Origin of the sequence: Micromonospora sp. DT4, assembly GCF_049841675.1 — a bacterium.
Classification (GTDB): Bacteria; Actinomycetota; Actinomycetes; order Mycobacteriales; family Micromonosporaceae; genus Micromonospora.
Window position 1 is genome coordinate 30,421 of the sequence record NZ_JBNCKT010000029.1, and the last position, 23,985, is coordinate 54,405.

The following is a 23,985-nucleotide window of genomic DNA, read 5'->3' on the forward strand; positions in this document are numbered from 1 at the left end:
GCTCGGCTCGGCTCGGCTCGGCTCGGCTCGGCTCGGCTCGGCTCGGCTCGGCTCGGCTCGGCTCGGCTCGGCTCGGCTCGGCCTGTCCCGGCTAGGCCTGTCCCGGCCCAGTCAGGTCTGCCTGGCACTCGTCTGGCCGCCGCCCTGCCCGCCGCCCACCGCCGTTCGCCCGCGGGCCCCCGCCAATCGGTCATCGTGGGTTGCGTCCCGTCAAGATCCGCGCAACTTCACCGATGCTGCTGTCTCCGGCACGGCTGAGGCAGCAACTTCGGGGATGTTGTGAGGATCTTGGCGTGGGGCGTGGGGCGTGGGGCGTGGGGCGTGGGGCGTGGGGCGTGGGGCGCGGGCGCGTGTCCCGTGGGGCCGGTGGGAAGGGCGGAGGTTAGGGTGTCGAACACACGTACTGGGGGAGGGGGCGCGGCGTGCGGGTGCTGGGGGTCGACCCGGGGTTGACGCGCTGTGGGGTGGGCGTGGTCGAGGGCGTGCCCGGTCGACCCTGCACGCTCATCGCCTACTACGTCGTCTACACCGATCCGGCCGACGACCTGGCGTTGCGGCTGCTGCACCTGGACCGGTCGTTGACCGAGCTGGTCGCCGAGCACCAGCCGGAGAGCGTGGCCGTCGAGCGGGTGTTCAGCCAGCACAACGTCCGTACGGTGATGGGTACCGCCCAGGCCAGCGGCATCGCCGTGCTGGCCGGGGCGCGGGCCGGGCTGCCGGTGCAGACGTACACCCCCAGCGAGGTGAAGGCGGCGGTGACCGGCTCGGGGCAGGCCGACAAGGCGCAGGTGACCTCCATGGTGACCCGACTGCTGCGCTTGGCCGAGCCGCCGAAACCGGCGGACGCCGCCGACGCGCTCGCCCTGGCCATCTGCCACGTGTGGCGCGGCGGCACCCGTTCCAAGCTGGCCGCCGCGGCCGATCGGTCACGACGAGGAGGAGCACGATGATCGCCAGCGTGCGCGGCACGGTGACCGCGACGGGTCCGGATCTGGCCGTGATCGAGGTCGGCGGGGTCGGCCTGGCCGTGCACTGTGCCCCCGGGACGCTCGCGGAGCTGCGGGTGGGCCAGCCGGCGCGGCTGGCGACCAGCCTGGTGGTCCGGGAGGATTCGCTGACCCTCTACGGGTTCGCCGACGACGATGCCAGGGCGCTGTTCGAGCTGTTGCAGACCGCCAGCGGGGTCGGCCCACGGCTGGCCCAGGCCGTGCTGGCCGTGCACACGCCGGACGCGGTGCGCAAGGCCATCGCGAACGCCGACACCGCCGCGCTGACCCGGGTGCCGGGGATCGGTAAGAAGGGCGCCGAGCGCCTGGTGTTGGAGCTGCGGGACCGCATCGGCCCGGTGTCGATCGGCGCGGACGGGGTGGGCGGCGTGACCGGTGGCGCCTGGCCCGACCAGGTCCGGCAGGCGCTGGTCGGTCTGGGTTGGACGGCCGGGCAGGCCGACCAGGCGGTGGCCGCCGTGGCGGAGACCATCGACGGGCCCACCCCGCCCGTGCCAGTCCTGCTCAAGCAGGCAATCCGGCTGCTGGGCCGCACCCGATGAGCGAGACCGACGGGCTCGTCTCGGCGTACGTCAGTGATGCCGAGCGGGACGCGGAGGCCACCGTGCGGCCCCGGCGGCTGGCGGAGTTCATCGCCCAGGACCGGGTACGCGACCAGCTCGACCTGCTGTTGCAGGGTGCCATGCGGCGGGGGTCGCCGCCGGACCACATTCTGCTCTCCGGGCCGCCCGGGTTGGGCAAGACGAGCCTGGCCAACATCGTCGCCGCTGAACTGGGCGCGGGCATCCGGGTGACCAGCGGCCCGGCGATCGAGCGGTCGGGTGACCTGGCGGCGATCCTGACCAGCCTCGCCGAGGGTGACGTTTTTTTCATCGACGAGATCCACCGGATCGCCCGACCGGCCGAGGAACTGCTGTACAGCGCGATGGAGGACTTCCGGGTCGACGTGGTGGTCGGCAAGGGACCGGGCGCGACCGCGATCCCGCTGGACGTCGAGCCGTTCACCCTGGTGGGCGCGACCACCCGCTCGGGTCTGCTGACCGGGCCCATGCGGGACCGGTTCGGCTTCGTCGCGCACCTCGACTTCTACGCCCCGGCGGATCTGGAGACGCTGCTGCACCGTTCGGCGCGCATCCTCGGGGTGCCGATCACCGCGGACGGCGCGGCGGAGATCGCCGGCCGGTCCCGGGGCACTCCCCGGATCGCCAACCGGCTGCTGCGCCGGGTCCGCGACTACGCGGAGGTCCGCGCCGACGGTGTGGTCACCCTGGGCACCGCCCGCAAGGCCCTGACGGTGTACGACGTCGACGCGCTGGGTCTGGACCGGCTGGACCGGGCGGTGCTGACCGCCCTGGTGGACTTGTTCCGGGGTGGCCCGGTCGGCCTGTCCACCCTCGCTGTGGCGGTGGGGGAGCAGCCGGACACGGTCGAGGAGGTCTGCGAGCCGTTCCTGGTGCGCGCCGGCCTGCTGGCCCGTACACCCCGAGGCCGGGTGGCCACGGAGGCCGCCTGGCTGCATCTGGGGCGTAACCCACCGAATGGTATATTTGGGGCAGATATTTCGCCGGCACCCGATCTGTTCTCCGTGGACACCGATCAGCCGTAATGTGAACGTGATCTGTGCCGCATTCGGTGTTCTCAGGTGCAGGGATTAGACTTCGCCGCGGTCTGTACAGGATGTGAGAATCCGCCTCCGCTCCGGCACTCCCCGTGCCGGACAGGGGCCAATGGGAAGGCAGTAACCGTGCAATACCTTGCAGCGGGTGGTGGGGCCGGCGGCTTCACGCCGATCCTGATGATCGTCCTGCTCTTCGGCGTCATCTACTTCCTCATGATCCGTCCCCAGCAGAAGCGTCGTCGCGAAGCCGAGGCCATGCAGGCGGCGCTCGGTCCGGGCGACGAGGTCGTCACCATCGGCGGGCTCTACGGCACGGTCACCGGCGTCGAGGACGACGCCGTCCTGCTCGAGATCGCTCCGGGCGTCCAGGCCCGCTACGCCCGGCCGGCCATCGCCCGGGTGGTCACCCGCGCGGAGCTGCCGAGCGAGCCGGTCACCGAGGACGCGGACACCGTCAAGGAGTGACCTCCCCACAGGGGGTCGACGATTTCGGCGTACGGCCGGCTGACCGGCCCCCGGGGGCACCGCACCCGACGGGGCAGCGGACGTGACGTGAAAACTGGATAGTTGGGTCGACGCCGGGCGTCGGCACGTTCCCGTGGCCGTCGGCGTCCCCGTCCGGCGTGTCCGGCCACTGTGTCGGCACCCCGTCGGCTCAGGTCAGACCGTTGGCCGGGACCCCCGGCCCGACACTCGCCGCCGCCGCGCGCAGCGGCGCGACCGTACAGGGAGACAGGACAACCGTGGCACCACCTCAGGGACAGATGCGCCCCGGCCGGCAACTCGCCGTGCTCGGGCTCATCTTCGTCGTCCTCTACCTTCTGGTGTTCTTCGCGGGCGGTGCCAGCGGCAGCTTCAAGGATCGGCTGGAGCCACGGCTCGGCCTGGACCTGATCGGCGGCACCCGGGTCACGCTGGAGGCGACCAACTCCGTCGACGGCAAGCCCCCGACGGCGGAGAACCTCGAGGAGGCCCGCCAGATCATCGAGAGCCGGGTCAACGCGTTCGGCGTGGCCGAGGCCGAGGTGGTCACCGAGGGCAACCGCAACATCGTCATCTCCCTGCCCGGTGAGAACCGGGACCTCACCGACGTGGGCAGCGCCGCCGAACTGCGCTTCCGCAAGGTGCTCAAGGCCGCCGACGGCAGCGGGACGGCCGTCGCGCCGCCGGCCGCCACGCCGGTCCCGGGCGGCGTCACCCCGACGCCGTCGGGCAGCGCCGCGCCGAAGGTGACCCCGTCGGCGACCGGCGCGGCGAAGGTGAGGCCGTCGGCCAGCGGTGGCCAGGGCGGGATGGCGCCCGCGCCGACCGCCAGCGCCACGCCGACCCCGTCCGCGTCGGCGAGTGCCGCGCCGTCGGCGAGCGCCAGCACCGAACCGGTGCCCGCGAGCATCGAGCAGCAGCGCAAGGCCGTCGAGCAGAAGGTCGGGGCCGCCGCCTGGCAGGCCGCGAGCGCGCTGCAGGCCCCCGCCGACCTGAGCGCCGACCCGTCGCTGGGCGACAAGCTCAAGCCGTTCAGCGCGCTGAGCCCGCAAGAGGTCGCCGTGCTGCCAGCGCAGATGCAGTTCAACGTGCCGACGATCGGCTGCGCCCAGCTCGACAAGCGCCCGCCGGCGTCGATCTCCGACCCGAAGCAGCAGGTGGTGTCCTGCGAGGACGGCGCTTCCAAGTACCTCCTCGACCAGGCCAAGGTGCTGGGCACCGACGTGGACGACGCCGACGCGGTGCTCGACCAGACCAACGCCTGGGTGGTCAGCCTCGACTTCACCGGCGACGGCCAGGGCAAGTGGACGGCGCTGACCCGTGAGGCGTTCGGCAACGAGGGTCAGGCCTGCGACGCCACCGCGCTCGGCCAGGACGGCAAGTGCCGGGTGGCCGTCGTGCTGGACAACGAGATCGTCTCCTCCCCGGAGATCCAGGGCGTGCTGACCGGCAACTCGCAGATCACCGGCCAGTTCACCCAGAAGGACGCCAGCACCCTCGCCAGCCAGCTCCGCTACGGCGCGCTGCCGGTGACTTTCAAGCAGCAGGAGGCGCAGAACGTCACGGCGACGCTCGGCGCCAGCCACCTGCGGGCCGGTCTGCTCGCGGCAGGCATCGGCATGCTGCTCGTCATCATCTACGCGTTCTTCTACTACCGGCTGCTCGGCTCGGTCATCTTCCTGAGCCTGATCCTCTCCGCGCTGCTGGTCTTCGGCGCGCTGGTGGTGCTGGGCCGGCAGATCGGTTTCACGCTGACCCTCGCCGGCATCGCCGGCATGATCGTCTCGCTCGGTGTGGCGGCGGACTCCTTCGTCATCTACTTCGAACGACTCAAGGACGAGATCAGAGAGGGTCGCAGTCCACGCAGCGCGGTGCCCCGTGCCTGGATCCGGGCCCGTCGGACCATCATCTCGGCCAACGCGATCACGCTGCTCTCCGCGGTGGTGCTCTACGTGGTCTCGGTCGGCACGGTCAAGGGCTTCGCGTTCGCGCTCGGCCTGGCCACGGTGCTGGACCTGGTCGTGGTCTTCCTCTTCCGGCACCCGATCATGACGATGTTCGCCCGGACCCGGGCGTTCCTGTCCCCGCGGGTCAGCGGCCTGGGTCGGGCGCTTCCGGCCCGCAGCCAGCAGACTCAGTCCCGCAACCCGCGCGCCAAGGAGGCCTGAGATGGCTCAAAATGGTTTGGCGAGCCGCCTCTACAACGGCGAGGCCGGTCTCAACATCGTCGGCCGCCGCAAGCTGTGGTTCGGTGTCGCCGGCGCCCTGATCCTGGTCGCGATCCTCAGCTTCGCGCTCCGGGGCTTCAGCCTCGGCATCGAGTTCGCCGGCGGCAACTCGTTCCAGGTGCCGGCCAGCGTCGGCACCCTGGACGACGCCGAGCGTGAGGTCAACTCGGCCCTCGCGGTCGAGAACACCGGCGTCGAGGTGGCCACCACGCAGAAGGTCGGTGGCCCGGGTGGCGACTCGTACGAGCTGCGGACGCCGCAGCTCACCGTCGAGCAGGCCAACGCGGTCAAGGCCCAGATCGCCGAAGACCTCAACATCAACGTCAACGAGATCAGCAGCAACCAGGTCAGTGAGGCGTGGGGCAGCCAGGTGACCGAACGGGCCGTGCTCGGCCTGGTCATCTTCATCGCGCTGGTGATGGTCTACCTGATCCTGCGCTTCGAATGGCGGATGGCCGTCGCCGCGGTCTCGTCGCTGTTCATGAACCTGGTCCTCACCGCCGGCATCTACTCGCTGGTCGGCTTCGAGGTCACCCCGTCGACGATCATCGGCTTCCTCACGATCCTGGGCTTCGCGCTCTACGACGTCGTGGTGGTCTTCGACAAGGTGCAGGAGAACACGCGAGGCATCACCGCCAACAACAACATGACGTACGGCGGGGCGGCCAACCTGGCCGTCAACCAGAGCCTCATGCGGTCGCTGAACACCTCCGTGGTGGCCCTGCTGCCCGTGGGTGGTCTGCTCTTCATCGGTGCCGGCCTGCTCGGTGCGGGCACCCTGAAGGACCTCGGCCTGGTGCTGTTCGTCGGTATGGCGGTGGCGTTCCTGACCTCCATCCTGGTGGCGACGCCGCTGCTGGCGCTGCTGAAGAACTACGACCCGCGCATCCAGGCGCACAACAAGCGGGTGCTGGCCCGCCGGGGTGCGTCGGGCCGTGGCGAGCCCACCGGCAATGTCGCCCCGACCCCGGTCGACGGCGATGCGGCCGACGTGATCGACCCGGACTCCGCCGCGCTGGCCGGCGCGGCCCCCAAGGTGGGTTCGCGGCCGACGGGCAAACGGCCGACCGGCGCGCGGGGCGGTCGCCCCGGCAGCGGCGGTAACCGGCCCGGTGGTGCCAAGCGGCGCTGACCGGCCCGGTGGTGCCAAGCGGCGGTAACCGGCCCGGTGGTGCCAAGCGGCGCTGACCGGCCCGGTGGTGCCGAGCGGCGCTGACCGGCCCTGGGACTGACCCGGGAGACAACACCCCAACGGCGTCCGGCATGCTGTGCGAGCAGCAAGCCGGACGCCGTTGTCGTCGGAAGGGAACGGATCAGCCGTGACGGAGACCCACAGCACCGCGGCGCGCGGGGACAGCGGCCCGGAGGCCGCCCGGCTGGTGGCCAGCCGGGTGCTGGACGTGCCGGATTTTCCCAAGCCCGGTGTCCTGTTCAAGGACCTGATGCCGCTGTTCGCCGACGGTGCGGCGTTCCGTGAGGTGGTCGACGGGATCGTCGCGTACCACGGGCGGGACGCCTTCGACGTCGTGGTGGGCATCGAGGCGCGGGGGTTCGTCGTCGCCGCGGCCGTCGCGTACGCGGCCGGGGTGGGTGTCGTGCCGGTGCGCAAGGCCGGCAAGCTGCCGCGCCCGGCGCACTCGGTGTCGTACGCCCTCGAGTACGGCGAGGCCACCCTGGAGGTGCACGAGGACGCCTTCACCGCCGGCCACCGGGTGCTCGTCGTCGACGACGTGCTGGCCACCGGCGGCACCGCCGAGGCGACGCTGGACCTGGTCGAGCGCGCCGGCGGTACGGTGACGGGCTTCACCGTACTCTTGGAGCTTGGTTTTCTGGGCGCGCGGGAGCGACTCGCGCCACGTCCGGTCCATGCCCTGCTGACCGTTTGATCCCTAAGGCGTGAGCGCCGCGGTGGCGGTGCGCCCACGTTCCGGGATGGCCCGGTGTGGCGGGCGGCGCGGTTATGGCCCGGTCAGGCCGGGCGGCGGGCGTGGACCGTCCGGCGGAGCGGCAGGGGACCGTCCGTGCGGGTAGCATTGCCCATTGCTGACGCCGGCGGTACGCCGTCCGGCGACGCGAGACCAGGCCGGCCGACACACGGCCGGCGTGTTTCCGGCGAGCGGTGAGGAGGCCGGTGTCCCACGATGTCGTCCCTCCGGCGGAGGGCACGGTGCATCCCACAGGCGACGCTGACGGCTCGGTGACCGACCGGAACGGCGATGCGCCGGCTCGGGTGACGGGCACCGACAACGGCTCCGGCAGGGCTCCTGCCGACGGCGCGACGGCTGCGACCGGGGTCACGGCGAGCGCCGTCGAGGCGTCGCCCGGCGCCGACGGGGTCGTGGTTCCGTTCCCGACCGACCCCGGTGTCGATCCGTCGCCGACCGGTGGTTTTGGGCTGTCCAACGCCCCCACCGGCCGGCGGGTGCGTGCCCGGCTGGCCCGGTTCAACGCCCCCTGGCAGACCTCGCAGGTCAGCGAGGTGCTGGAGCCGCTCATCGCCAGCCACCGGGAGAACCACCCGAAGGCCGACGCGCGGCTGCTCCAGCGCGCCTTCGACACGGCCGCGCGGTGGCACTCCGGGCAGTACCGCAAGTCCGGCGATCCGTACATCACTCACCCCCTTGCCGTGGCGACGATCCTCGGCAACCTGGGGATGGACACGACCACGCTGATCGCGGCGCTGCTGCACGACACGATCGAGGACACCGAGTACACCCTCGACGCGATGCGCGCCGACTTCGGCGGCGAGGTCGCTCTGCTCGTCGACGGTGTCACCAAGCTGGACAAGGTCAAGCTGGGTGACGCGGCCAAGGCCGAGACGATCCGCAAGATGGTCGTGGCGATGGCCAAGGACCCGCGGGTGCTGGTGATCAAGCTGGCCGACCGGCTGCACAATATGCGTACCCTGTCCTTCCTGCCGGCGCCGAAGCGCGAGCAGAAGGCCAAGGAGACGCTGGAGATCCTGGCGCCGCTGGCCCACCGCCTCGGTATGAACACGATCAAGTGGGAGCTGGAGGACCTGGCCTTCGGCACGCTCTTCCCGAAGCGGTTCGAGGAGATCAACCGGCTGATCGGTGAGCACCAGCCGCAGCGTGAGTCGCTGCTGCGGCAGGTCACCCAGAAGGTTGGCACCGACCTGAAGGCCGCCAAGATCAAGGCGGAGACGACCGGCCGACCGAAGCACCTCTACTCGATCTACCAGAAGATGATCGTGCGGGGTCGCGACTTCAACGACATCTACGACCTGGTGGGTGTGCGGATCCTGGTCGACACGGTGCGCGACTGCTACGCGGCGCTGGGGGTCATCCACGCCAACTGGCAGCCGGTGCCGGGCCGGTTCAAGGACTACATCGCGATGCCCAAGTTCAACATGTACCAGTCGCTGCACACGACGGTCATCGGGCCCACCGGCAAGCCGGTGGAGATGCAGATCCGCACGTACGCGATGCACCGCACGGCCGAGTTCGGCATCGCCGCGCACTGGCGGTACAAGGAGCACAAGGGCACCCCGGTGGTGGGTCCGCCGGCGCACATCGACGAGATGACCTGGCTGCGGCAGTTGCTGGACTGGCAGCGGGAGGCGGCCGACCCGAGCGAGTTCCTGGACGCGCTGCGCTTCGACCTGTCCAGCCAGGAGGTGTACGTCTTCACCCCCAAGGGTGACGTCATCCCGCTGCCGACCGGGTCGACGCCGGTGGACTTCGCGTACGCGGTGCACACCGAGGTGGGGCACAAGTGCATCGGGGCGCGGGTCAACGGCAAGCTGGTGCCGTTGGAGTCGACGCTGTCCAACGGCGACGTGATCGAGATCTTCACGTCGAAGTCCGAGACGGCCGGCCCCACGCAGGACTGGCTGGGCTTCGTCAAGAGCCCGCGCGCCCGTACGAAGATCCGCCAGTACTTCAACAAGGAGCGGCGCGAGGAGGCGATCGAGGCCGGCAAGGACGCGATCGTCAAGGCGATGCGCAAGCAGGGCATGCCGTTGCAGCGGATGCTGACCTCGGACGCGTTGATGTCGATCGCGCGGGACCTGCACCTGGCAGACGTGGCGTCGCTGTACGCGGCGGTGGGTGACAGTCAGGTCTCCGCGCAGTCGGTGGTGCAGAAGCTGATGGCGGCGTACGGCGGCGAGGAGGGCGCGGCGGAGGACATCGCCGAGACCGCCGTCGCCACCCGGCCGCCGCGCAGCCGGCAGAGCAGCGCCGACCCCGGTGTCGTGGTCCGGGGCGTCAGCGACGTCTGGATCAAGCTGGCGCGGTGCTGCACCCCGGTCCCGCCCGACTCGGTGTTCGGCTTCGTCACCCGCTCCGGCGGGGTGAGCGTGCACCGTGACGACTGCGCCAACGCGGAGGACCTGCGGGCGCAGGCCGAGCGTGTGGTCGAGGTGAGCTGGAAGCTCACGTCCGCCTCCACGTTCCTGGTGGCGATCCAGGTCGAGGCTCTGGACCGGCACAAGCTGCTCGCCGACGTCACCCGGGTGCTCTCCGACGAGCGGGTGAACATCCTGTCCGCGACCGTCACCACCACCCGCGACCGGGTGGCGGTGAGCCGGTTCAGCTTCGAGATGGCCGACCCGAAGCACCTGGGCCACCTGCTGGCCACCGTGCGCAAGGTCGACGGCGTGTTCGACGCGTACCGGGTCACCTCCGGCGCCTGACGGGCACACCACAAGCGCGCGTACCCCGCACACGAGAGCGCCCGCCGGCTCAGCCGGCGGGCGCTTCGTCGTCCTGGCGGGCGTCAGCCCTGCGGCGCACTCATGGTGAGGGTCTTGATGACGACCTCCTTCTTCGGGTGGCCGCCGCCGGCCTGCTGGGCGAACGCACCGTCGTCGCCGGCCTTGGCCACGTCCTTGACGATGTCCATGCCGCCCGTGACGGTGCCCAGCACGGTGTACGCCGGGTCCAGCGGCGAGTCGCCGTAGACGATGAAGAACTGGCTGCCGGTGCTGCCCGGATCCTGGGCCTTGGCCATCGCGATGACGCCCTCCGGGTACGGCGGGCGCTTGTCGGTGGGCAGGTTCTCCTCCGGCATACGGAAGCTCGGGCCACCCGTGCCGTCGGTGTCCCGCCAGCCCTTGCCGGTGGCGCTCGGGTCGCCGCACTGGAGCACCTTGATGCCCTCGGTCACCAGGCGGTGGCACTTGGTGTTGTCGAAGAACTTCTTCTCGGCGAGGTGGCTGAACGCCCCTGCGGTGCACGGCACCTGCGACCGGTCGATCTTCGTGGTGATCGGGCCCAGGTTGGTGTCGATCGTCATGGTCTGCACGCCGGTGGCGGACTGCTGGTTGCTGGGTACCCCGACGTCCTTGATCTGCGGGGACCGCTGGTCGGCCGGCATCGCGTTGTAGACGCACTCGGACGCCCCGGACGCCGACGTGGCGTTCTTGCCCTTGTCGTCGTCGCCGCCGAGGGTCGTGGCGAGCCAGACGGTGCCGGCGACCACGAGCACCAGCACGGCGGCGGCCCCGACGATCGCCTGCGTCTGGCGGCGTTTGCGGGCCTTGGCCGAGCGCTCGGCCATCTCCTTCTCGAGCCGGGCGCGTGCCGCCGCGCGCTGCCGCTCTCTGGTGGACGTCACGCCTGGATCCTCCTGGCTGTCTGTTGCGGGGTGCCGCTTAAGGTGGGTGGGGCGACCGGTCAGCCGGCGCTCGGGCTGCTGGCCGGGGCGCCGGACGGCGACGGTGCCGCACCGGTGACCGGCTCGCCGACCGTGAGGCTCTGAATCACCACGTCGGTCTTGGGCTTCACCTTGGCCCCGGTCCCATTGTCCACGGTCGGCTGGGTACCGATCTTCTCCACCACGTCCAGCCCACCGGTGACCTTGCCGATGACCGGGAACTTCGGGTCCGCCGTGGTGAAGTCCTTGAAGAAGATCAGGAACTGGCTGCCGTTGGTGCCCGGCGGGTTGGAGATCATCGCGACGGTCCCCTTGGGGTACGTCGGCGGCTGGCCGGGCGCGGGGCTGGCCGACGGCGAGGCCGACGGCACGGTCGGCAGGTCCTCGTCGTAGAACGAGTAGGCGGGCCCGCCGAGGCCGGTGCCGCTGGGGTCACCGCAGCGCAGCGCGCCGTCGGCGGTGATCTCGTGGCACTTGGTGTTGTCGTAGAACGACCGGCTCGCCAGGTGGGCGATGCTCGCGGCGGCGCACGGGGAACTCGTCAGGTTCAGTTCGGCCGTGATCGGCGCGCCCTGGTTGGTGGTGACGGTCATCGCCCGGGTGCCGTCGGTCGGCAGGCCCTTCGTCTTCGGCGTACCGACGTCCTTGAGGTTGGTGTTCGCCGTCGCGTCCTGCGGCGTCCAGAGGCAGGTGTCCTCCGCGGCCGTGTTCTGCTTGGGGTCGGAGTCGAACGCCCCGAGCGCCCAGGCCGAGCCGGCCACGATCACCGCGAGGACCAGGAAGGCGCCGACACCGGCCCGGATCTGCCGACGGCGCCGCGTAGCGGCCGCCCGGCGTGCCATCTGCCGGTCGAGCTTGGCCCGCGCCAGTTTGCGCTGCCGGTCCCTGCTGGAAGCCACAGGTGCTCCCCTCTCCTTCGCCTGATCGTCACCGGCGGCCGGCGCTCCCGGCCCGTCCGGGCGACGCGTGTGCCGCGCCACACGCCCGCCAGAGTGTACGGCTAGTGACTGGGAATGTGGTGTACGAGGTCCACCCCTTTCCGAGCAGCGCTTATCGGAGGTTGTCACTGTTCCTGTCGGGGTGCGGGGGACGGGCGCGGCAAACTCGCTCGGCCTGCCGGATAGGCTGCCGGGCAGGACGACAGCTCGATGGAGAGGACAGCACCCGTGCTCGTGGCCGGCTTTCCCGCGGACGTCTTCGGCACCAACTGCTACGTGGTCGCCACCGGGCCGGGAGAGCAGTGCGTGGTGGTCGACCCCGGCATCGGGGTGCTCGACCAGCTCGACGCCCTGCTCGCCGAGCACCGCCTGCATCCGGCCGCCGTGCTGCTCACCCACGGCCACCTGGACCACACGTTCTCGGTCGCGCCGGTCTGTGACGCCCGCGGGATCACCGCGTACGTGCACCCCGGCGACCGGGAGATGCTCGCCGACCCGGCCAAGGGTCTCTCGGCCGACCTGACCTCGCTCTTCGGCGGCCGCCTGAGCTACAGCGAGCCGGACGACGTGGCCGAGCTGACCGACGGCGCCACCCTCACGCTCGCCGGCCTGGAGATCGCCGTCGACCACACCCCGGGCCATACCGGCGGGTCGGTGCTGTTCCGGCTGCCCGGCGCCGGGTCGGGCTGGGAGGCGGACGAGATCTGCCTCTCCGGCGACGTCCTCTTCGCCGGCTCGATCGGCCGCACCGACCTGCCCGGCGGCAGCATGCCGGCCATGCTCGCCAGCCTGCGCGACAAGATCCTCCCGCTGGCCGACGACACCGTCGTGCTGCCCGGCCACGGCCCCAGCACCACCATCGGCCGTGAGCGCGCCAGCAACCCGTACCTCGTCGAGGTGGCCGGCACGTCGCCGGCCGCGCCCACCCGGGGCCTCTAGCTCTTTCGTCCGCGCCGCGCGCGGACCCACGACACCACCGCGCCGTGGGCGCGGAACCGCAAGGAGTACGCCGATGAGCAAGCCCACGCCCATCTCCGGTTTCCCGGAGTGGACCCCCGGCCAGCGGATGATCGAGCAGTTCGTGCTCGACAAGATCCGGGGCACGTTCGAGCTGTACGGGTTCGCCCCGCTGGAGACCCGCGCGGTGGAGCCGCTGGACCAGCTCCTGCGCAAGGGGGAGACCTCCAAGGAGGTCTACGTGATCCGGCGGCTGCACGCCGACGCCGAGAGCGGCGGTGACGACCAGCTCGGCCTGCACTTCGACCTGACCGTGCCGTTCGCGCGGTACGTGTTGGAGAACGCCGGCAAGCTGGCCTTCCCGTTCCGCCGCTACCAGATCCAGAAGGTGTGGCGGGGGGAGCGGCCGCAGGAGGGGCGCTACCGGGAGTTCGTCCAGGCCGACATCGACATCGTCGACCGGGACACCCTGGCCCCGCACCACGAGGCGGAGATGCCGCTGGTCATCGGGGACGCACTGCGCGCCCTGCCCATCCCGCCGGTGACCATCCAGGTCAACAACCGCAAGATCTGGGAGGGCTTCTTCCGCGGCATCGGGGTGACCGACCCGGAGGCGGCGCTGCGCACCGTCGACAAGCTTGACAAGATCGGCCCGGCGAAGGTGACCGAGCTGCTGGCCGAGACCGCCGGGGCGAGCGAGGCGCAGGCCAAGGCGTGTCTCGCGCTGGCCGAGATCTCCGCGCCGGACGCCTCCTTCGCCGACGCGGTACGCGCGCTCGGGGTCACCGACCCGCTGCTCGACGAGGGCGTCGACGAGCTGGTCCGGGTGGTCCAGACCGCCGCCGAACACTCGCCCGGCCTCTGCGTGGCCGACCTGCGCATCGCCCGTGGTCTGGACTACTACACCGGCACGGTCTACGAGACCCAGCTCCGCGGCTACGAGCGGTTCGGGTCGATCTGCTCCGGCGGCCGGTACGACAACCTGGCCACCGCGGGCGCCACCTCGTACCCCGGTGTGGGCATCTCGATCGGGGTGACCCGGCTGCTCGGGCTGCTCTTCGGCGCGGGGGAGCTGTCCGTCTCCCGTTCGGTGCCCACCTGTGTCCTGGTGGCGCTGGCCGACGAGGAGCACCGTGCGACCAGCGACCGGGTCGCGGCGGCGCTGCGTCGGCGGGGAATCGCCACCGAGGTGTCGCCGAGCGCGGCCAAGTTCGGCAAGCAGATCCGCTACGCCGAGCGGCGGGGCATCCCGTACGTCTGGTTCCCCGGGGCCGACGGCACGTTGGACGAGGTGAAGGACATCCGCTCCGGTGAGCAGGTCACGGCCGACGCGCAGGCCTGGATGCCGCCCGCGGGAGACCGCAAACCAGCGGTGGGTTGAGCGTTCCACTGGCGTTAACGGTCGCGGGGACCTACGGTAGCGTAAGTTACGCCACCGTAGGGAGTTACTCGTGACCGTGAGCACCACACTGAGCCAGACCGCCCTGCTCGTCGAGCTGGAGCCGGTAGTCGCGCGAAACCTGGACCGCCATCTCTCGCTGGCAAAGGAGTGGTTCCCGCACGAGTACGTGCCGTGGAGCGAGGGGCGTACTTTCGACGGGCCGCTCGGCGGTGAGGCGTGGTCGCCCACCGACTCGGCGATCCCGGACGTGGCCCGCACGGCGCTGATCGTGAACCTGCTGACCGAGGACAACCTGCCCTCGTACCACCACGAGATCGCCACCCTGTTCGGTCGTGACGGCGCCTGGGGCACCTGGGTGCACCGGTGGACCGCCGAGGAGGGCCGGCACGGCGTCGCGATCCGCGACTACCTGTCCGTCACCCGGGCGGTCGACCCGGTGGCGTTGGAGCGGGCCCGGATGACGCACATGTCGGAGGGCTACACCAACGCCCACGGCGACGAGGTGCTGCACTCACTGGCGTACGTCTCGTTCCAGGAGCTGGCCACCCGGATCTCGCACCGCAACACCGGCAAGGCCACCGGCGATCCGGCCTGCGAGGCGCTGCTGGCCCGGGTCGCCGCCGACGAGAACCTGCACATGGTCTTCTACCGCAACCTGCTCGCCGCCGCGTTCGAGCTGGCCCCGAGCCAGGCCATGCGGGCCGTCGCCGACGTGGTCGCCGACTTCCAGATGCCGGGTAGCGGCATCGAGGGCTTCGCCCGCAAGTCGGTGGCGATCGCCCTCGCCGGCATCTACGACCTGCGCCAACACCGCGACGAGGTGTTGCAGCCGGTGCTGCGCCAGTGGGACGTCTTCAACGTGACCGGCCTGAACGCCGACGGCGAAGCCGCCCGCGAGGAGCTGGCCGCCCAGCTCGACAGCCTGGAGCGGGCAGCGTCCCGCTTCGAGGAGAAGCGCGACGCCCGAGCTGCCCGCCTAGCCCCCCGCTAACTCGGAAGTAGACCTACTTCCTCCTGATTAGGGCCGCTTCGCGCAGCGGAGCGACAAGGACTAATCCCACCACCCCGACTGTCCCCCCGCCCCGCCCCCGGCCCCGCCCCCGCCCCGGGTGATCATGAGGTTGGCGGGCGTTGGCGCGTCCGAACGCCCCGCCAACCTCATGATCATCTGGGCGGAGGCGGAGGCGGAGGCGGAGGCGGGGCGGGGGCGGAGGCGGGCCGGGGCCGGGGGCGGGGGCGGGGGCGGAGACCGGGGCGGGGCAGTTGGGCGGGGTTGAGGGGGAGTGGGAGGACGGTGCTGGTGGCGTGGGCTACCAGGCGGTTGTCCGCGTCGGTGAGGCGGGCTTCGGCCAGGGCTGTGCGGCGTCCACGTTGCAGGACCGTGCCCTCGCAGCGCAGCGTGCCGCTGGTGACGGTGACCGGGCGGAGGAACTTCACGTTCAGGTCCGGCGAGGTGTAGCCGACCCCGGCGGGCAGCGTGGTGTGCACGGCGCAGGCGGCGGAGCTGTCCAGCAACGTCGAGAGGACGCCGCCGTGCACGGTGCCCAGCGGGTTGTAGTGGAACTCCTGCGGGAGCAGTTCGACGACGACCCGCCCCTCGTCGGCCTCCATCCGGGCCATGTTGATCAGGTGCATCACCGGCGGCGCGGCCAGTTCCCCGGCGATCATCGCGCGGAGCATGTCGAGGCGGCTGCGCTGACCGACCTGCGCCGCGCTGGCCGCCGGGTCCGACCAGGTGAAGGTACGGCTGCGCGCCCGCTCCTGAGTCTGTGTTGTGGACGCAGCCTGGCAGGATGTTGCTGAGTCTGTCAATGAGACCTAGCCTGGTCGGATGAGGGCTGCGGCACTGGACTGGTCGGTGGAGAACTGCACCATTTCTCGCGCGATGGAGATTCTCGGCGAGCGGTGGACCATGGTGGTGCTGCGGGAGGTGTTCAGCGGCGTACGACGCTTCGACGACATGCGTGTCCGCACCGGGGTTCCGCGGCAGGTTCTCACCAACCGTCTGACCCTGCTCGTCGAGCGGGGCGTCCTGCGTCGTGAGCCGTACCGGGAACCCGGCAGTCGGCTGCGCCACGAGTACCGGCTGACCGAGATGGGCATGGCCCTCTGGCCGGTGCTGGTCGCCGTGCTCGGGTGGGGTGACCGGTACCTGGCCGACGCCGAGGGCCCGCCGTTGAGCGTGGAGCACCGCGACTGCGGCGCTCCGGTACGCGTCGAGCTGCGCTGCGCCGACGGGCACGAGGTCAAGGACGCCCGCGACGTACTGCCGCGCCCCGGGCCCGGCGCGCGCCGCCGTACCGCCTGACGGCGCCCGCCCGCCCGTCTGCGGCGAGTCGGCGTCGTGCGCGTCCGCCCGAGTCGGCGTCGTGCGCGTCCGCCCAGTTGTGGCGTCGACGGCCTCCGTCGCCGGAAGGTGTCCGAAAGAGATTCGGTGGTTGCCGGAGTGTGACGCCAGGTGCCCGTGAGCGTGTCCGTGGTGTTGCGACGGCGTCATCGATGACAGTCGACGAATTCGGGCGAAATCTGGTCTTGTCTATGATCTTAAGTATGTTAATACTTCAATTCACTCGACTGGTTTTCGCAGATCGGCCGGGTTGCCCTCGGGTCAGCCACCCCGGCCAGGCCCGTCTCCCCCGCCCAGGAGGTTTGTTACATGCGACCCACGAGGTCCTCCTTCCGTGTTGCGGCGGCCGTCGCCGTGAGCGGAACCCTGGTCGTCGGCTCGCTCATCGGCGCGCCCGCCCAGGGCGCCCCCGCCGCCTCACCCAGCGCCGGCGCGGCCCTGTCCGCTCAGCTCGGCGACCGCTCCGCCGGCTCGTACATCGATGCCAGCGGCAAGACCGTCGTCACGGTGACCGACGCCGCCACCGCGCGTACGGTCAGCAAGGCCGGAGCGAGCGTCCGGTACGTCACCCGCGGCGCCGCCGAGCTCAACCGGGCCACCGCGGAGCTGGAGCGCTCGGCGAAGATCCCGGGCACCGCCTGGTGGAGCGACCCGGTCACCAACCAGGTGGTCGTCTCCGTCGACAGCACCGTCACCGGCGCCAAGCTGGAGCGGGTCAAGGCCGCCGCCGCGCGCGCCAACGGCGCGGTGCGGGTCGAGGCCGAGGCCGGCGTGCTGAGCACCCGGATCTCCGGTGGCCAGGCCATCTACACCGGCGGCTACCGCTGCTCGCTCGGCTTCAACGTGCGCAGCGGCAGCACGTACTACTTCCTGACCGCCGGGCACTGCACCAACCTCGGCACCAACTGGTACTCGAACTCCAGCCAGACCACCCTGCTGGGCACCCGTACCGGCACCAGCTTCCCGGGCAACGACTACGGCATCGTGCGGCACAGCAACTCCGCGAACGCCGCCGGTAACGTCTACCTCTACAACGGCAGCTACCGGGACATCACCGGCGCCGGCAACGCGTCGGTCGGCCAGTCGGTGCAGCGCTCCGGCAGCACCACCGGCCTGCGCAGCGGCTCGGTGACCGCGACCAACGCCACGGTGAACTACGCCGAGGGCTCGGTCTCCGGCCTGATCCGCACCAACGTCTGCGCCGAGGGTGGCGACAGCGGTGGCTCGCTCTTCTCCGGTGGCACCGCCCTCGGCCTCACCTCCGGCGGCAGCGGCAACTGCAGCAGCGGCGGGACGACCTATTTCCAGCCCGTCACCGAGGCCCTGAGCCGCTACGGCGTCAGCGTCTTCTGATCGACACACCGCCCGCGGGTCGCCGGAACTTCCCGGCGACCCGCGCCGCGCGTGCGGGGCCGGGCCGTCCGCCCCGCCGTGTCAGGCGAGACGATCCGGTCCGTCCGTGGGAAGCAGGGGATCCGGGGGTACGACACCTGTCGTCGGCAGGGCGGGCCCGAGCGGCGTGGCACCGGTGGCGGCCCCGGCGAGGTGCGCCCGGCGCGCCGAGAGGACCGCCAGCAGCGGCCAGAGTGACACGCCCACCGCTGTCACCCGTTCCGCCAGGCCGGTCCGTGACCCGCTGGTCACCTCGAACGCGAACCAGCCGAACAGGGCCAGCAGCACGAGCGTGGCGTGCCACCTGCCAATCGTGCCGGCCGGACGGGTGCCCCCGAGTGGGGCCGGCCAGCCCTGACAGAATGCTGGTGAGGACTGTTCCACGATGAGGAGTTGCCAGCTGTGATCCGTACCCACAATGCCGGAAGCCTGCGCGCCGCGGACGCCGGCTCGACGGTGACGCTCGCCGGGTGGGTGGCCCGCCGGCGCGACCACGGCGGCGTCATCTTCGTCGACCTGCGCGACGGCTCCGGCGTGGTCCAGGTGGTGTTCCGCGAGGAGGACGCGCACGCGCTGCGCAACGAGTTCTGCGTGAAGGTCGTCGGCGAGGTGACCCGCCGCCCGGCCGGCAACGAGAACCCCGACCTGCCGACCGGCGACGTCGAGGTGACCGCCGTCGAGCTGGAGGTTCTCTCCGAGGCCGCGCCGCTGCCGCTGCCGGTGGACGACCAGGTCGAGGCCGGTGACGACCTCCGCCTGCGGTACCGCTACCTGGACCTGCGCCGTAGCGGCCCGGCGAACGCGCTGCGGCTGCGCTCGCGCGCCAGCCACCTCGCCCGGGGCGTCCTGCACGAGCGGGACTTCCTGGAGATCGAGACGCCGACGCTGACCCGGTCGACCCCGGAGGGCGCCCGCGACTTCCTGGTGCCGGTGCGGTTGCAGCCCGGCAGTTGGTACGCGCTGCCGCAGTCGCCGCAGCTGTTCAAGCAGCTGCTGATGGTCGGCGGCATGGAGCGGTACTACCAGATCGCCCGCTGCTACCGCGACGAGGACTTCCGCGCCGACCGGCAGCCGGAGTTCACCCAGCTCGACATCGAGATGTCGTTCGTCACCGAGGACGACGTGATCGACCTTGGCGAGGCGATCGTCTCGGCGCTCTGGAAGGACCTGGCCGGGCACGAGATCACCCGGCCGATCCCGCGGATCACCTGGCACGACGCGATGGCCCGGTACGGATCGGACAAGCCGGACCTGCGCTACGGCGTGGAGCTGACCGAGCTGACCGACTACCTGCGCGGCACCGAGTTCCGGGTCTTCGCCGGGGCGATCGACGCGGGCGGCTACGTCGGCGCCGTGGTCATGCCGGGCGGGGCGAGCCAGACCCGCAAGGAGCTGGACGGCTGGCAGGACTGGGCGAAGGCGCGCGGCGCGCGGGGCCTGGCGTACGTGGTGCTGGACGCCGAGACCGGCGAGGCGCGCGGCCCGGTGGCGAAGAACCTCTCCGCCGAGCACCTGGGCGGGCTCGCCGACGCGGTCGGCGCCAAGCCAGGTGACGCGGTCTTCTTCGCCGCCAGCGCCTACGCCCGTGAGGCGCAGGAGCTGCTGGGTGCGGCCCGCGTCGAGATCGCCAAGCGGGCCGGCCTGGTCGACGAGAGCGCCTGGGCGTTCTGCTGGGTGGTCGACGCGCCGATGTTCGAGAAGACCGACGAGGGTGGCTGGACGGCCGTGCACCACCCGTTCACTTCGCCGAACGCCGAGTGGGTGGACCGGTTCGAGGAGGCGCCGGACCGCGCCCTGGCGTACGCGTACGACATCGTCTGCAACGGTAACGAGATCGGTGGCGGCTCGATCCGTATCCACCGGGGCGACGTGCAGCAGCGGGTCTTCGACCTGCTCGGCATCACCCCCGATGAGGCGCAGGACAAGTTCGGCTTCCTGCTGGAGGCGTTCAAGTACGGCGCTCCGCCGCACGGCGGCATCGCGTTCGGCTGGGATCGGGTCTGCATGCTGCTGGCCGGCGCGGACTCCATCCGGGAGGTCATCGCGTTCCCGAAGACCCGGGGCGGCTTCGACCCGCTGACCGGCGCGCCCACCCCGATCACCGGCCAGCAGCGCACCGAGGCCGGCATCGACGCCAAGCCCAAGCCGCCGGCAACCGCCCACACCGGCACCGCGGGCCCGGCCGCCCCGGTGGCGGACCCCGTCTGACCGCATCCCCGGCCCCGGCCGCTGCTTGGTTGATCAAGAGGTTTGCGTCATCATCGGCCCGCGAGATGACGCATACCTCTTGATCGACGGGGGAGTGGGCTGGGATGCGGGTGTTTGTCGTCGGGGGTAGTGGGTTTCTCGGCCGAGAGGTGTGTCGGCGGGGGGTTGACGCCGGTCTGTCGGTCGTGGGGACGTTCCACGGTAGTGAGATCGGTGTGCCGGGGGTCGCGGCGCGGCGGTTGGACGTGACCGACCGGTCCGCCGTGCGCGCGCTGGTCGCCGAGGTGCGGCCGGACGCCGTGGTCGCCACCCCCTACCGGTACGACGACTGGACGGTCACCGCCGACGGCGCCGCGCACGTCGCCCTCGCCGCCGCCGAGGTGGGCGCCCGGCTGGTGCACCTGTCCAGCGACGCGCTGCACGGCGGCCGGCCCCTGCCGTACGCCGACGACGACCCGCCCAGCCCCGTCAACGCCTACGGGGCCGCGAAGGCGGCGGCCGAGACCGCCGTGCGGGCGATCGACCCGGGCGCGGCGCTGGTGCGTACCTCGCTGATCCTGGGGGAGGGCAGTAAGCAGGTCCAGCTCTGCCGTGACGCCCTCGCCGGCCGGGCCGTCCTGTTCACCGACGAAGTCCGGTGCCCGGTCGACGTCATGGACCTGGCCGACGCCGTCCTGGAACTGGCCGACTCGTCGTACGCCGGTCTGCTCAACGTGGCCGGTCCGGACGCCGTCAGCCGGGCTGATCTGGGGCTGCTGGTCGCCGAGCGGTTCGGACTGGACGCGACGGGGCTGAAGACCACCACGGCCGCCGCCGTCGGCGTGATCCGCCCCAGCGACGTACGTCTCGACTCCGGCCGTGCGGCAGGCCTGCTGCGGACGCGCCTGCGTGGGGTACGCGAACTCCTGGCCTGACACCTGCACATTTCTTATGCACAACTATTGTGCATAAGAAATGTGCAGAGATAGTGTGTTCACATGGATGCCACCTCCACGAGCGGTCCGCCGCCCGAGCCCCGGCAGGTCCACCTCGACAGCCGGCAGGTCCGCACCCTGGCCCATCCACTGCGCATGCGCCTGTTGGGCTCGCTGCGCGTCGACGGTCCGGCGACCGCGACCGCGTTGGCCGAGAAACTGGGCACCAACACCGGCGCGACCAGCTACCACCTCCGGCAGCTCGCCGAGGTGGGGCTGGTGACCGAGGACCCGGACCGGGGCAGCGGTCGACAGCGCTGGTGGCAGGCCGCGCACGACATCAGCAACTTCGAGCCCACCGACTTCGACGACGACCCCGACGCCCGGGCCGCCGTGCAATGGATCCAGGCCGACCAGGTGCGGGTGATGGCCGACCTGGCCGAGCGTTGGATGGGCGTCGAGCACCACCAGTCCCGCGAGTGGCGCGACGCCGCTGGCATGGGTGACTTGGTGTTGCCGCTCGACCCGGCACGCCTGCGGGCCCTCAACGACGAGCTGTGGGCGGTGCTGATGCGCTACCGCGACCAACCCGCCCCGGACGGGGACGTCAAGCCGGTGCACATGTTCGTCGCCGGCTTTCCGCGGTTGGAGGAGCGCTGGTGAGCGCGCTGACCGTACGCCAGGTCCGGCGTCGTTACCTCACGCTGTACGGCCTGCGCTGGCTGCCCACCGGCCTGATGATCCCGGTGATGATCCTGCTCATGCAGGAGCGCGGCCTGTCGTTGCCGCAGATCGGCCTGGTCGGCACCGCGCAGGGGCTGCTGGTGCTCGCGCTGGAGCTGCCCACCGGTGGGTTCGCCGACGCCCTCGGGCGCAAGCCGGTCCTGCTCGCCGCCGGGGTCCTCAACCTCGCCTCCCTCGCGGTGTTCGCGGTGGCCGACTCGTTCGCGCTGTTCTTCCTGGTCTGGGCGTTGCAGGGCGTCTACCGGGCGCTCGACAGCGGCCCCCTGGAGTCCTGGTACGTCGACGCCACCCTCGCCGCCGACCCGCAGGCCGAGTACGAGCGGGGCCTCGGGTACGCCGGCACCGTCGTCGGCGGGGCCATCGGGGGCGGGGCTCTGCTCAGCGGTGGCCTGGTCGCGCTCGGTCCGCTCGGGCCGGTCAGCGCGCTCACGTTGCCGGTGCTGGCCGCGATCGTCGCGCAGGCGGTGGCGCTCGGCGCGTTGCTGGTCCTGCTGGTCGAGGAGCGTCCGGCCACCGGCGTCGCGGCGGTGTGTGCGTCGGTGAGCCAGGCGCCCCGCATGATCGGCCAGGCGGTCGGCCTGCTGCGCCGATCCCGGGTGCTGCTCGCCCTGGTGGCGGTGGAGCTGTTCTGGGGCTTCGGCATGGTCACCTTCGAGTCGCTGTTGCCCGTCCGCCTCGCCGAGGTGGTCGGCGACCCGGAACGCGCCGCCGCGCTGCTCGGACCGGCCAGCTCCGCCGCCTGGATCGCCAACGCGGCCGGCGCGGCGCTGACCCCGCTGCTGCTGCGCTGGCCCGGGGCGGCGCCGGGCGCGGCCCTGCTGCGCATCCTGCAGGGCGCGACGGTCGTCGGGATGGGGCTGCTCGCCGGTCCGGTCGGGGTGCTCGTCGCCTACCTGGCCTGCTACGCCGTGCACGGCGCGTCGAACCCGCTGCACAGTGGCCTGCTGCACCGCCAGGTCGACGGCCCGTACCGGACCAGCGTGCTCTCGCTGAACTCGATGATGGCGCAGCCGGCCGGCGCGCTCGGCGGGGTGGTGCTGACCGCGCTCGCGGCCACCACCAGCGTGGGTACGGCGATGGTGGTCGGCGCGGTCGTGCTGGCCGTCGCCGCCCCGCTCTATCTGCCCGCCTGGCGGGCCGGCCGTCGGCCCGCGTCGGACCCGGCCGGCGAACAGGCCGCGGTGCACCCGCCCAGCCCTCGGACCGTCGGCGACCCGCCCGGCCCGCGCCGCGACGGCATGGACCCGACCGCGGTCGCCGAGCCGGTCGAGCGGCGTTAGCGCTCGGGGCCGAGGCGGATCGAGGTACGGGACAGGGTGCTGGTGAAGCCGAGGCGACGGTAGAGGCGCACCGCACCGACGTTGTCCGGGTAGACGCCCAACCCGACGGTGTCGTGCCGGGACAGCAGCGCCCGCGTCATGCCGGCGGTCAGCGCCGCGCCCAGCCCCCGGCCCCGCTGATCGGGGGCGACGGTCAGACCGGCCAGGAACCCGACGTCCCCCCGGCTGCGGTCCGCGCCGCACGCCACCATACGGTCGCCGGACCGGATGCCGTACCAGTCGACGACCGCCGGGTCGCCCGGGCGCGTGGTGGTGGTCGGGAACGCCTCGTCGACGAGCGCCTCCAGCGCCGGGCGGTCGGCGTCGGTCAGCCGTACGACCCGCTGCTCGTCCGGCTGCTGCGGCGGAGCGACGGTGGTCCAGTGGAAGTCCCAGTCGACGTGGTAGGCCACCGCCACCCGCCCGACCGCCAGGGCGGGGTCGAATCGGGGCAGGTGCAGCCGGTGCTCCGGCCGTAGCAGCCCCTCGGTGACCAGCGTGGCGCAGAGGTCCAGTACCGGTCCGGCGGGGCCGACGGCGTCGGCGCCGAAGCCGCGCTCGGGTGGCAGCAACCACAGCACGGCGCCGTCGCGCCGCCAGCCACGCGCCGGGATGCCCGGCGAGAGCGAGTGCCGGACGAACGGATGCGCGCCGGCAGCGGCCAGGATCGTGGCCCGGTCGTGGAGCGCCTGGTCCTGCATGATCATGCTGGTCAGCCTAGTGCTGCTCCGCGTTATTGACCCGTAAGGCAAATAGTTGATGGTCAGGAGGCGGCGTAGCGGACTTCGGGCTTGCGGAACAAGGATTTC

The 23,985-nt window shown here is 71.7% G+C and carries 21 protein-coding genes and 1 pseudogene; 17 read left to right on the forward strand and 5 right to left on the reverse strand.

Annotation, left to right across the window (positions count from 1 at the left end; translation table 11 throughout):
* Nucleotides 1-422: 422 nt before the first annotated feature.
* The 8 genes from ruvC to ACLQ24_RS11630 all read left to right on the forward strand — a co-directional run bounded on the left by ruvC (nt 423) and on the right by ACLQ24_RS11630 (nt 9,993).
* On the forward strand, nt 423-950 hold the full coding sequence (gene ruvC, locus ACLQ24_RS11595; protein ID WP_425891084.1) for a crossover junction endodeoxyribonuclease RuvC: 528 nt from the start codon (nt 423-425) through the stop codon (nt 948-950).
* Nucleotides 947-1,549 carry a Holliday junction branch migration protein RuvA gene (ruvA, locus tag ACLQ24_RS11600; RefSeq protein ID WP_425891086.1) on the forward strand — a complete coding sequence of 201 codons (603 nt, stop codon included), beginning with the start codon at nt 947-949 and terminating at the stop codon, nt 1,547-1,549. Before ruvC ends, ruvA begins: the two co-directional genes overlap by 4 nt.
* A complete protein-coding gene (gene ruvB, locus ACLQ24_RS11605; protein ID WP_425891088.1) occupies nt 1,546-2,613 on the forward strand; it encodes a Holliday junction branch migration DNA helicase RuvB in 1,068 nt (355 codons plus the stop codon). The genes ruvA and ruvB overlap by 4 nt, the downstream gene beginning before the upstream one ends.
* 138 nt (nt 2,614-2,751) lie before the next feature.
* Nucleotides 2,752-3,090 carry a preprotein translocase subunit YajC gene (yajC, locus tag ACLQ24_RS11610; protein WP_425891090.1) on the forward strand — a complete coding sequence of 113 codons (339 nt, stop codon included), beginning with the start codon at nt 2,752-2,754 and terminating at the stop codon, nt 3,088-3,090.
* A gap of 278 nt (nt 3,091-3,368) precedes the next feature.
* Nucleotides 3,369-5,276 carry a protein translocase subunit SecD gene (gene secD, locus ACLQ24_RS11615; RefSeq protein WP_425891092.1) on the forward strand — a complete coding sequence of 636 codons (1,908 nt, stop codon included), beginning with the start codon at nt 3,369-3,371 and terminating at the stop codon, nt 5,274-5,276.
* Between the two features lies 1 nt (nt 5,277).
* Nucleotides 5,278-6,468, forward strand: coding sequence for a protein translocase subunit SecF (secF, locus tag ACLQ24_RS11620; protein WP_425891093.1), 1,191 nt, complete (start codon nt 5,278-5,280; stop codon nt 6,466-6,468).
* 187 nt (nt 6,469-6,655) lie between these two features.
* Nucleotides 6,656-7,222: an adenine phosphoribosyltransferase gene (locus tag ACLQ24_RS11625; RefSeq protein ID WP_425891095.1), complete on the forward strand. Its 567-nt coding sequence runs from the start codon at nt 6,656-6,658 to the stop codon at nt 7,220-7,222.
* Between the two features lie 245 nt (nt 7,223-7,467).
* The gene (locus ACLQ24_RS11630; RefSeq protein WP_425891097.1) at nt 7,468-9,993 is read left to right on the forward strand and encodes a RelA/SpoT family protein; all 2,526 of its coding nucleotides are present in this window, start codon (nt 7,468-7,470) and stop codon (nt 9,991-9,993) included.
* An 83-nt stretch (nt 9,994-10,076) separates the two neighbouring features.
* On the opposite strand, the gene ACLQ24_RS11635 is transcribed toward ACLQ24_RS11630, so the two are convergent.
* The gene (locus tag ACLQ24_RS11635) at nt 10,077-10,916 is read right to left on the reverse strand and encodes a peptidylprolyl isomerase (protein WP_425891099.1); all 840 of its coding nucleotides are present in this window, start codon (nt 10,914-10,916) and stop codon (nt 10,077-10,079) included.
* 59 nt (nt 10,917-10,975) lie between these two features.
* Complete coding sequence (locus tag ACLQ24_RS11640; protein WP_425891100.1) at nt 10,976-11,854, reverse strand: peptidylprolyl isomerase; 879 nt, start codon at nt 11,852-11,854, stop codon at nt 10,976-10,978.
* A 267-nt stretch (nt 11,855-12,121) separates the two neighbouring features.
* On the opposite strand from ACLQ24_RS11640, the gene ACLQ24_RS11645 reads away from it, so the two are divergent.
* The 3 genes from ACLQ24_RS11645 to ACLQ24_RS11655 all read left to right on the forward strand — a co-directional run bounded on the left by ACLQ24_RS11645 (nt 12,122) and on the right by ACLQ24_RS11655 (nt 15,243).
* Nucleotides 12,122-12,832, forward strand: coding sequence for an MBL fold metallo-hydrolase (locus ACLQ24_RS11645; protein ID WP_425891115.1), 711 nt, complete (start codon nt 12,122-12,124; stop codon nt 12,830-12,832).
* Nucleotides 12,833-12,905: 73 nt separating this feature from the next.
* The gene (gene hisS, locus ACLQ24_RS11650; RefSeq protein ID WP_425891102.1) at nt 12,906-14,231 is read left to right on the forward strand and encodes a histidine--tRNA ligase; all 1,326 of its coding nucleotides are present in this window, start codon (nt 12,906-12,908) and stop codon (nt 14,229-14,231) included.
* Nucleotides 14,232-14,301: 70 nt separating this feature from the next.
* On the forward strand, nt 14,302-15,243 hold the full coding sequence (locus ACLQ24_RS11655) for an acyl-ACP desaturase (RefSeq protein WP_425891103.1): 942 nt from the start codon (nt 14,302-14,304) through the stop codon (nt 15,241-15,243).
* Between the two features lie 278 nt (nt 15,244-15,521).
* On the opposite strand, the pseudogene ACLQ24_RS11660 reads toward ACLQ24_RS11655, so the two are convergent.
* Nucleotides 15,522-16,064 (reverse strand): annotated as a pseudogene (locus ACLQ24_RS11660) (PaaI family thioesterase); the annotation flags it as partial.
* Nucleotides 16,065-16,083: 19 nt separating this feature from the next.
* On the opposite strand from ACLQ24_RS11660, the gene ACLQ24_RS11665 reads away from it, so the two are divergent.
* A complete protein-coding gene (locus tag ACLQ24_RS11665; protein WP_425891105.1) occupies nt 16,084-16,560 on the forward strand; it encodes a winged helix-turn-helix transcriptional regulator in 477 nt (158 codons plus the stop codon).
* Nucleotides 16,561-16,908: 348 nt separating this feature from the next.
* Complete coding sequence (locus ACLQ24_RS11670) at nt 16,909-17,952, forward strand: S1 family peptidase (protein WP_425891107.1); 1,044 nt, start codon at nt 16,909-16,911, stop codon at nt 17,950-17,952.
* Nucleotides 17,953-18,033: 81 nt separating this feature from the next.
* On the opposite strand, the gene ACLQ24_RS11675 is transcribed toward ACLQ24_RS11670, so the two are convergent.
* Nucleotides 18,034-18,279 (reverse strand): hypothetical protein, encoded by a 246-nt coding sequence (locus ACLQ24_RS11675; protein WP_425891109.1) that lies wholly within the window; start codon nt 18,277-18,279, stop codon nt 18,034-18,036.
* Nucleotides 18,280-18,393: 114 nt separating this feature from the next.
* On the opposite strand from ACLQ24_RS11675, the gene aspS reads away from it, so the two are divergent.
* The 4 genes from aspS (at nt 18,394) to ACLQ24_RS11695 (ending at nt 23,137) form a co-directional block, all read left to right on the forward strand.
* Entirely contained in the window at nt 18,394-20,199 is a 1,806-nt protein-coding gene (aspS, locus tag ACLQ24_RS11680; RefSeq protein WP_425891117.1) for an aspartate--tRNA ligase, read from the forward strand.
* Nucleotides 20,200-20,303: 104 nt separating this feature from the next.
* Entirely contained in the window at nt 20,304-21,113 is an 810-nt protein-coding gene (locus ACLQ24_RS11685; protein WP_425891110.1) for an SDR family oxidoreductase, read from the forward strand.
* 63 nt (nt 21,114-21,176) lie between these two features.
* Entirely contained in the window at nt 21,177-21,776 is a 600-nt protein-coding gene (locus ACLQ24_RS11690; RefSeq protein WP_425891112.1) for an ArsR/SmtB family transcription factor, read from the forward strand.
* Complete coding sequence (locus ACLQ24_RS11695; RefSeq protein WP_425891119.1) at nt 21,770-23,137, forward strand: MFS transporter; 1,368 nt, start codon at nt 21,770-21,772, stop codon at nt 23,135-23,137. Before ACLQ24_RS11690 ends, ACLQ24_RS11695 begins: the two co-directional genes overlap by 7 nt.
* Here ACLQ24_RS11695 and ACLQ24_RS11700 read toward each other — a convergent pair.
* Nucleotides 23,134-23,883: a GNAT family N-acetyltransferase gene (locus ACLQ24_RS11700; protein ID WP_425891113.1), complete on the reverse strand. Its 750-nt coding sequence runs from the start codon at nt 23,881-23,883 to the stop codon at nt 23,134-23,136. The two genes, ACLQ24_RS11695 and ACLQ24_RS11700, sit on opposite strands and share 4 nt — an antisense overlap.
* Between the last annotated feature and the right edge of the window lie 102 nt (nt 23,884-23,985).

Bases quoted from the DNA above. Each gene is read 5' to 3' on its own strand.
- ruvA (WP_425891086.1), top strand. From the start codon at position 947: ATGATCGCCAGCGTGCGCGGCACGGTGACCGCGACGGGTCCGGATCTG.
- ruvB (WP_425891088.1), top strand. From the start codon at position 1,546: ATGAGCGAGACCGACGGGCTCGTCTCGGCGTACGTCAGTGATGCCGAG.
- secF (WP_425891093.1), top strand. From the start codon at position 5,278: ATGGCTCAAAATGGTTTGGCGAGCCGCCTCTACAACGGCGAGGCCGGT.
- hisS (WP_425891102.1), top strand. From the start codon at position 12,906: ATGAGCAAGCCCACGCCCATCTCCGGTTTCCCGGAGTGGACCCCCGGC.
- ACLQ24_RS11665 (WP_425891105.1), top strand. From the start codon at position 16,084: ATGAGGGCTGCGGCACTGGACTGGTCGGTGGAGAACTGCACCATTTCT.
- ACLQ24_RS11670 (WP_425891107.1), top strand. From the start codon at position 16,909: ATGCGACCCACGAGGTCCTCCTTCCGTGTTGCGGCGGCCGTCGCCGTG.
- ACLQ24_RS11685 (WP_425891110.1), top strand. From the start codon at position 20,304: ATGCGGGTGTTTGTCGTCGGGGGTAGTGGGTTTCTCGGCCGAGAGGTG.
- ACLQ24_RS11690 (WP_425891112.1), top strand. From the start codon at position 21,177: ATGGATGCCACCTCCACGAGCGGTCCGCCGCCCGAGCCCCGGCAGGTC.
- ACLQ24_RS11700 (WP_425891113.1), bottom strand. From the start codon at position 23,883: ATGATCATGCAGGACCAGGCGCTCCACGACCGGGCCACGATCCTGGCC.